Annotated in this window: 7 protein-coding genes; 3 read left to right on the plus strand and 4 right to left on the minus strand. The window is 52.1% G+C overall.

The features are described 5' to 3' along the window. Window positions 1–169 precede the first annotated feature (169 nt). Window positions 170–532, minus strand: a complete 363-nt coding sequence (locus AACU94_RS14790) for a hypothetical protein (RefSeq protein WP_001001643.1) — start codon at window positions 530–532, stop codon at window positions 170–172. 731 nt (window positions 533–1,263) lie between these two features. Here AACU94_RS14790 and AACU94_RS14795 point away from each other — a divergent pair. The 3 genes from AACU94_RS14795 to AACU94_RS14805 are packed head-to-tail and all read left to right on the plus strand — an operon-like array spanning window position 1,264 to window position 2,989. Next, a complete protein-coding gene (locus tag AACU94_RS14795) occupies window positions 1,264–2,313 on the plus strand; it encodes a YadA-like family protein (protein WP_240726486.1) in 1,050 nt (349 codons plus the stop codon). A 53-nt stretch (window positions 2,314–2,366) separates the two neighbouring features. Continuing rightward, entirely contained in the window at window positions 2,367–2,789 is a 423-nt protein-coding gene (locus tag AACU94_RS14800; RefSeq protein WP_130215525.1) for a hypothetical protein, read from the plus strand. Beyond that, window positions 2,786–2,989 carry a hypothetical protein gene (locus tag AACU94_RS14805; RefSeq protein WP_135489670.1) on the plus strand — a complete coding sequence of 68 codons (204 nt, stop codon included), beginning with the start codon at window positions 2,786–2,788 and terminating at the stop codon, window positions 2,987–2,989. The genes AACU94_RS14800 and AACU94_RS14805 overlap by 4 nt, the downstream gene beginning before the upstream one ends. 3 nt (window positions 2,990–2,992) lie before the next feature. On the opposite strand, the gene cueR is transcribed toward AACU94_RS14805, so the two are convergent. Genes cueR through AACU94_RS14820 form a run of 3 tightly spaced genes read right to left on the minus strand, consistent with a single transcriptional unit; the run spans window position 2,993 to window position 6,731 of the window. Continuing rightward, window positions 2,993–3,400: a Cu(I)-responsive transcriptional regulator gene (gene cueR, locus AACU94_RS14810; protein WP_001026752.1), complete on the minus strand. Its 408-nt coding sequence runs from the start codon at window positions 3,398–3,400 to the stop codon at window positions 2,993–2,995. Then, on the minus strand, window positions 3,397–4,572 hold the full coding sequence (locus AACU94_RS14815; protein ID WP_130258561.1) for an HlyD family type I secretion periplasmic adaptor subunit: 1,176 nt from the start codon (window positions 4,570–4,572) through the stop codon (window positions 3,397–3,399). The genes cueR and AACU94_RS14815 overlap by 4 nt, the downstream gene beginning before the upstream one ends. Continuing rightward, on the minus strand, window positions 4,569–6,731 hold the full coding sequence (locus AACU94_RS14820) for a type I secretion system permease/ATPase (protein ID WP_135489671.1): 2,163 nt from the start codon (window positions 6,729–6,731) through the stop codon (window positions 4,569–4,571). The genes AACU94_RS14815 and AACU94_RS14820 overlap by 4 nt, the downstream gene beginning before the upstream one ends. Between the last annotated feature and the right edge of the window lie 2 nt (window positions 6,732–6,733).

Consider the following 6,733-nt stretch of genomic DNA (forward strand, 5'->3'; position numbering starts at 1 on the left):
CTTATCATGCCTACAAAACTGTGCCCGAACCGTAGGCCGGATAAGGCGTTTACGCCGCATCCGGCGGTTATGCACCGATGCCTGATGCGACGCGGGCGCGTCTTATCATGCCTGGAAGTCTGCGCCCGAATCGTAGGCCGCCTCCGCCATATTAACTGGCATTGGCAAATTACTCGTCACTACCTTTATTCATGTTTTTTTGGTCTTCATCCGGATAGTGTTTTTTTAGATATTCCAGGACGTTTTTATTGACCTTGTGTTGGGTATACACCCACCCTTTCCAGTAATCAGGCTGGTCCAGGTAAACTTCTGGCGGAATGGTGAAATCAGAAAGCGTTAACCATTCGGCTAACAGATCGGGGTTTCTCTTCTGGATCAACTGCAACAGCATGATCAGCGACATGGCAGAGGCAGGAGCCGTACTATCGCCGCTTAAATACTTCCACACCGTAGAGCGATTCGAACGAAAAAGGATGGGGAGCAGCGCCCTGTCCAGATTCATTTCATTAAAAATCTTCTCAAATTCATTCATTTAATTTTCCTGCCTGGCGTAAACCTCTTAAAAATTGAGATTTATCAAAGAAACGCATTCTAGCACACATCAGGAACCGCTTCACGTTTAGCCCAGAAACAACATTTATTTCGCTTATCAAAACAAGTCTTTACTCTTTTTTACATTGAAAGAGCACAAAATGATTTTCAATTTTATTTATATAAGAAACATTTTTTGTTTCTTATAGGCGATATTTACGCTTGCACAAGACAAAAACGCGCTTTACATCACACAAATGGCGGCGTAGATTTCGATTAAATTGCAACGCAAATTAATTCTTATAACAACGTTATACGTTGCTTATAGAAACAAACCTGTGACTTACTTTGAACGAGAAAAAATGCATGAAAACTGTAAAGCTGTCTTTACTGGCTGTCGTTGTTGCTACCGCGGTAAGTCCATCTGCGTTTGCGGGTGATACTGTTGAGGCAGCAGCGACAGAATTAGCGGCAATCCAGCCAGGAATGTCGCAAATGGAAATTGATCAGAAAATTGGTCGATTTTTAGAAAGGACAGGAAATAGTGCAGCCGCACAAAATTACCTGATTGCGCATGATTACAAAACTACAACGCCTCAGGAAGATACAACTGCTTCTCCCGTACAGCCTACCAGTACGCTGAACCCGATAACCAATCAAGCGCAGATCGACCGCGACAACGGGCAGGATACCGCCATTCAGAACGCGCAGCACACTGCCAACTGGGCATCGCTGAAAGCCGATGATGCGCATCATGCCATTATGGTGGCGCAGACGGATATTGATGCCAATAAAGCCGCCATCACCAACACTCGCAATGATGTCTCCGCCGTACAGTCAGACGTCAGCACCATAAAAGGCGATGTCGCACATGCCCAGTCAACGGCTGACCATGCCAACGCTAACGCCAACACCGCACTGCTGAACGGCGTCAAACTCTCCGCTGCCGTGACGGAAAATAAAAATAATATCGAACAGAACCGCAGCGATATTGCTGACCAGCAGCAACAGCTCGACGAAACCCAGAAAACCGTTGCTGCCACCGGTGATGTACAGACTGCTGCCCGATATCAGGGCATGATTGACGCCAGGCAGACAGCCGCTACCAACGCGCAGCAGGAACAAGCAGACACCCAGCAGCAACAAATTACCGATCAGCAGAAGCAAATCGACGCGACGCAAAAAACGGTTTCTGCACTTGGCGATGCCCAGACCAGCGCACATTATCAGCAGATGGTTAACGCCAGACTGACCGCACAAAATGATGCGAATGCGCGTATTGCAGCAGAACAAAAACAGAAAATTGATACCCTTGCGACTAACCAGGCAACTCAACAACATATCGATAGCGTGCAGTACGGGGAGCAAATTCAGCGTCTGGCGCAAGACTCAACGCAAACGCATGAACAAATTGACAGCCTGACACAAGACGCAACCCAAACACATCAGCAGTTAAGCAACACGCAAAAACGAGTAGCGGATAACAGCCAGCAGATTACGACGCTCAATAACAATTTCAGTTCGCTGAAAAACGAAGTTGAAGATAACCGTAAAGATGCTAATGCGGGGATCGCGTCAGCCATTGCCATTGCCTCACAGCCACAGGTGAAAACCGGTGATTTAATGATGGTGTCAGCGGGAGCAGGAACCTTCAACGGTGAATCTGCGGTGTCTGTCGGAACATCTTTTAATGCTGGAATTCATACGGTAATTAAAGCGGGAGTCTCAGCGGATACACAATCTGATTTCGGCGCAGGTGTCGGCGTGGGATATTCATTCTAATTTTAATAGCAATTTCTTATTCGCAATTTTCCGCACATTATTTAAGGTTAACAATGATGAATAGCACCATTAAATCGTTTTCCCTGCTGGCGGTGATATTACTGGCTGGCTGTAGTTCTCCCACTTCCCGCATCGCAGATTGCCAGGCGCAGGGCGTCAGTCATGACACCTGTTATCTCGCAGAACAACAGCGTCAGGCGGCTATTTTAAGTGCATCCGAGGCACAGGCATTTAAAAATGCAGAAGCCGCACAACATGCCCAGGCCGCTAAAAAATCCATTTATAAAGGATTTGGCGTCACTTTCAGAATGAGCAGTAAAAACTTTGCTTATCTCAATGATTCACTATGTGCCATAGATGAAGATAATACCGATGCTACGGTTTATCAGTCGGGTCTGTATAACGTCATTGTTTATCATCACACAGGAAAAGTCGCCTTAATGAAAGAAGGCCAGTTTGTGGGCTATTTAAAATGAAGGAGCAAAAGAAAATGGCCATGACGCATATTATGATTATCGGTGCGTTTATTTTTGCCTTCTTGCAAGTGGTGTTATTAGCCTCCCTGGTTCACGCTGTGAATGTTAACAACGAAATCCAGGAAGGCTTATTTCAGTCGGGGCGCATTATGGTAGAAAGTTTGCAGCATATTCTTTCGGTGCAAACGGGGATTAACTGATTTTCATCCCGCCCGATGATGACAGCAGCCGGAGAGATTTTCGATAATCGGGCAGTCGGCGCTGTCATCGCCAGGGCAGGCATTCGCCAGCGCCAGTAGCTGGTTGCGCATGGATTGCAGTTCTTCAATGTGGCGCTCGATCTCCGCCACCTTCTCCAGCGTACGACGTTTTACATCGGCGCTATGACGCTGCGGGTCGTTAAACAGATTCACCAGTTCGCCGCTTTCTTCCAGGTTAAAACCCACCTGGCGTGCCTGGCGCAGTAAGGTCAGTTCGTTGAGATGCTGCTGCGTGTAGGTACGATAACCGTTTTCGCTGCGCATCGGCGGTGTCACCAGTCCCTTCTCTTCATAGAAGCGAATGGCTTTGCTGGTCAGGCCGGTAATTTTTGCTACATCGCTAATGTTCATCGTTCGCGCAACGCCTCCTGTGCTTTGTTAAAGGGTTTCAACAGATAATCCAGCACGCTTTTTTTGCCGGTGCGGATATCGACCGTCGCCACCATACCGGGGAATATCGGAAACTGCTGTTTATGTTTATTTTCCAGATGGTTGCTGAAAGTGCGAATGTACACCCGATAGTAATAAACATCGCGCCGCACTTCATCCTGCACGGTATCCGGTGATATCACTGCCACTTCCCCCGGCAGGCCGCCATAGATGGAGTAATCGTAAGCGGTTATTTTCACCAGCGATTTTTGCCCCGGATGGATAAACGCCACATCGCGCGGGGAGATTTTTGCCTCAATCAGCAGTTGCTCATCCAGCGGCACGATGGTCATTAGTTTACCACCGGGGGCAATGACGCCGCCAACCGTGGTGACATCAATATCCTGAACAATGCCACGAACTGGCGCAGTAAAGTTGAGCCTGGTGAGGGAGTCTTCCCGTCCACGGATCACCGAACGCTGAGTTTCCACTTCCGCATTGGCTTTCGCTAACTCTTCCCGCGCCTGAACGTAGTATTGCGTGCGCACGTCGCTAAGTTTGTTTTCCAGTTCATTGGCCTGGCGTTGCAGGCGCAGCACTTCGACGCTGCTCGCAGCCCCTTGTTTCACCAGCGGCTGGGTCATAGCCAGTTCACGGTTGACCAGGCTAATCCCCTGCGTCAGCCCGGTGGTGGCTTTGTTCAGCCCGTCGCGGCGAGTGTTGTACAACGCCGTTTCCGACTCGATAAGTTCGGGGAATTTATTCAGTTCGTCAGGGAAGACCAGCGGTTTATTACTCACTTCCGCCCGCAGCCGCGCCGAGGTTGCCAGCGCCGCGTACAGCCGCGACATCGCTTCCTGGACGTCGGATTCCGTTTTGGTGCGGTTAAGCTGCGCCAGCGGCTGGCCCTGTTCGACAATATCGCCCACCTTGACGTCGAGATGATACAGAATTCCGCCTTCCAGCGACTGCACCACCTGTTCGCGCCCGGAGGGTTCTACCGTGCCGCTGCCGGTAGTGACTTCATCAAGCTGGAAATACCACGCCCAGCCGAGAAAACAGAGCAGCATGACGACAGTCACTCGTACCGCCAGCGCCGAGCGCGGCAGGCGGGGTTCAGTCAGGCCACGGTTATATTGCAGTTGTCCGTTCATGCGGCAGACCCCTTATTCTTCTCCTGCAACACCACCCGTCGCGCCGTGGGTTCGCCCTGTTCACGCAAAATGGCCTCTTTCGTGCCATCCATCACAATCCGCCCCTGATCCATCACGATGATTCTGTCGACCAGTTGCAGCATCGCCGTGCGGTGAGTGGCGATGACCAGCGTGCGATGCCCAATCCACTGTTTCAGTTGTTCGATTAAATGCGCTTCCGCCATTTCGTCCAGCGAGGCGCTGGGTTCATCGAGCAGCACAATATTGGGTTGAGAGATAAGTAGCCGCGCCAACAGCAGCGTTTGCCGCTGACCGCCAGAAAGACCAAATCCCCCTTCCTGAATCATGTAGTTGAGGCCGTTTTTCTGCTTCTGTACAAAGGGCAGCGCCCCGCTGAGGGTTAACGCGCGTTCGATATCTTCATCGCTGGCTTCCGGCATCCCCATGGTGAGGTTTTCCCGCAGCGAGCCGAAGAACAGTCGCCCGGTCTGGCTGAGCAGCCCCATGTCCCGGCGCAGATCTGCCGGATCAAGCTGCCCGATGCTGATGTTATCCAGCAGCACCTGTCCCTGCTGGGCGATACGCATTCCGGCGAGCATTTGCAGTAGCGTCGATTTACCCGCGCCGTTGCGCCCAAGAATGGCGATTTTCTCACCCGCCTGAATGTTAAGTTTGCCAATCGCCACATCGGCAATCTTCTCTTCTTCGTCGTAATAAAACACCGCGTTGCTGAACTGATAATTACCGTGCAGCACCGCTTTATGCACCAGTTTGCCGTGTTCCGGTTGATCCACCGGGCGCTTCATCAGTTCATCGAGGCCGTTACGCGCCACTTTCGCCTGCTGCCAGCGCGAGAGCACGCCGGATATCTGCGACAGCGGCGCGATGGTGCGCGAAGCCAGGATCGTCGTCCCGACCAGCGCACCGGTGGTCATGTCGCCGTTCATCACCATAAAGCAGCCCACCAACAGCACCACCACGTAGACGATGGACTGCACTTCCTGGGTCCAGGTGAGCAGCAGTCCGGTGAGAAAACGTTGCTTCATGCTGATGGACGAGGCCACATCGTTGGTGTGATTCCACTGATTCTGAAAACGCTGCTCGGCGCGCAACAGTTTAATGTCTTCAATCGACTGCACGGCTTCCACAAGCGTCGCGTTGCGCACCGCCGATTCGCGCATCCCTTCGTTCGCCAGCCGCGCCAGCGGGCGTTGCACCAGCAGGCCGGGGATCACTAATAAAGGCAGCGCCAGCAAAACCACCAGCACCAGCCAGCCGCCAATCATCCACAGAATAAAAACAAACAGCAGGAAGAACGGCAAGTCCGCCACCGCGCCGATGGTGGTGGAAGTAATAAGCTCCCGCACCGATTCCAGTTCGCGGATCTGCGAGATAAACGATCCGGTGGATTTCGAGCGCACGTTGTTTTTCAGCCGTAATGCGTGACCAAAAACGCGATCCGAAATACGCAGATCTGCCCGCTTGCCGATCACATCGGAAAGGTGCGTGCGCACCATGCGCATACAAAACTCAAACAGAATCGCCATCATCACCCCGGCGAACAGCACCCACAGCGTCGGGTACGATTGCGCCGGAACGACGCGGTCGTAAACCTGCATCGAAAAAATCATCGCCGCCAGCGCCAGCACGTTCGCCACCAGTGACGCCAGCATAATGTCGCCATAGCGCCGCCAGTCTTTCAGCGACAGACTCCAGAACCAGTTCGCCTGATACGGACGAATGTAGTCATCTACCCGCGCGTCAGGGATGGCGCTGAGCGGGCGCAGTAGCGCCAGTTCGACGATTTTATCCTCAACATCCGCGACGTTAAGCGTGGTTTCCAGCCCTTCGTCACCGCTGAACTGAACGCTGATATTGTCATGATTGTCGCGGCGGGTGATCACACCGACCTGTTGATTATCAAACACCGCGATCAACGGCAGCCGCCAGGGGTTGAGCGAATCGGCAGAAAACTCCACCAGCCGCAGCCCCATCCCCAACTGCCGCGCCATGTCGGTGAGCAACTCTTCCCGCTTGCTGTCGCGCTCCCAGTTGACGGTCGCGCGCACGTTCTCCTGAGAAAAATCGAGGCGGTAATAACGCGCCACGGCGATCATCGCCTCCAGCCAGGCTTCCACGGACTGGGCATTTTTTTTCATTA

Source organism: Escherichia sp. E4702 (assembly GCF_963883545.1).
Taxonomy (GTDB): Bacteria; Pseudomonadota; Gammaproteobacteria; order Enterobacterales; family Enterobacteriaceae; genus Escherichia.

What these genes read in the sequence shown, in the direction of transcription:
- AACU94_RS14820 (WP_135489671.1), bottom strand. Translation starts at nt 6,731, where the DNA reads ATGAAAAAAAATGCCCAGTCCGTGGAAGCCTGGCTGGAGGCGATGATC.
- AACU94_RS14800 (WP_130215525.1), top strand. Translation starts at nt 2,367, where the DNA reads ATGATGAATAGCACCATTAAATCGTTTTCCCTGCTGGCGGTGATATTA.
- AACU94_RS14815 (WP_130258561.1), bottom strand. Translation starts at nt 4,572, where the DNA reads ATGAACGGACAACTGCAATATAACCGTGGCCTGACTGAACCCCGCCTG.
- AACU94_RS14790 (WP_001001643.1), bottom strand. Translation starts at nt 532, where the DNA reads ATGAATGAATTTGAGAAGATTTTTAATGAAATGAATCTGGACAGGGCG.
- cueR (WP_001026752.1), bottom strand. Translation starts at nt 3,400, where the DNA reads ATGAACATTAGCGATGTAGCAAAAATTACCGGCCTGACCAGCAAAGCC.
- AACU94_RS14805 (WP_135489670.1), top strand. Translation starts at nt 2,786, where the DNA reads ATGAAGGAGCAAAAGAAAATGGCCATGACGCATATTATGATTATCGGT.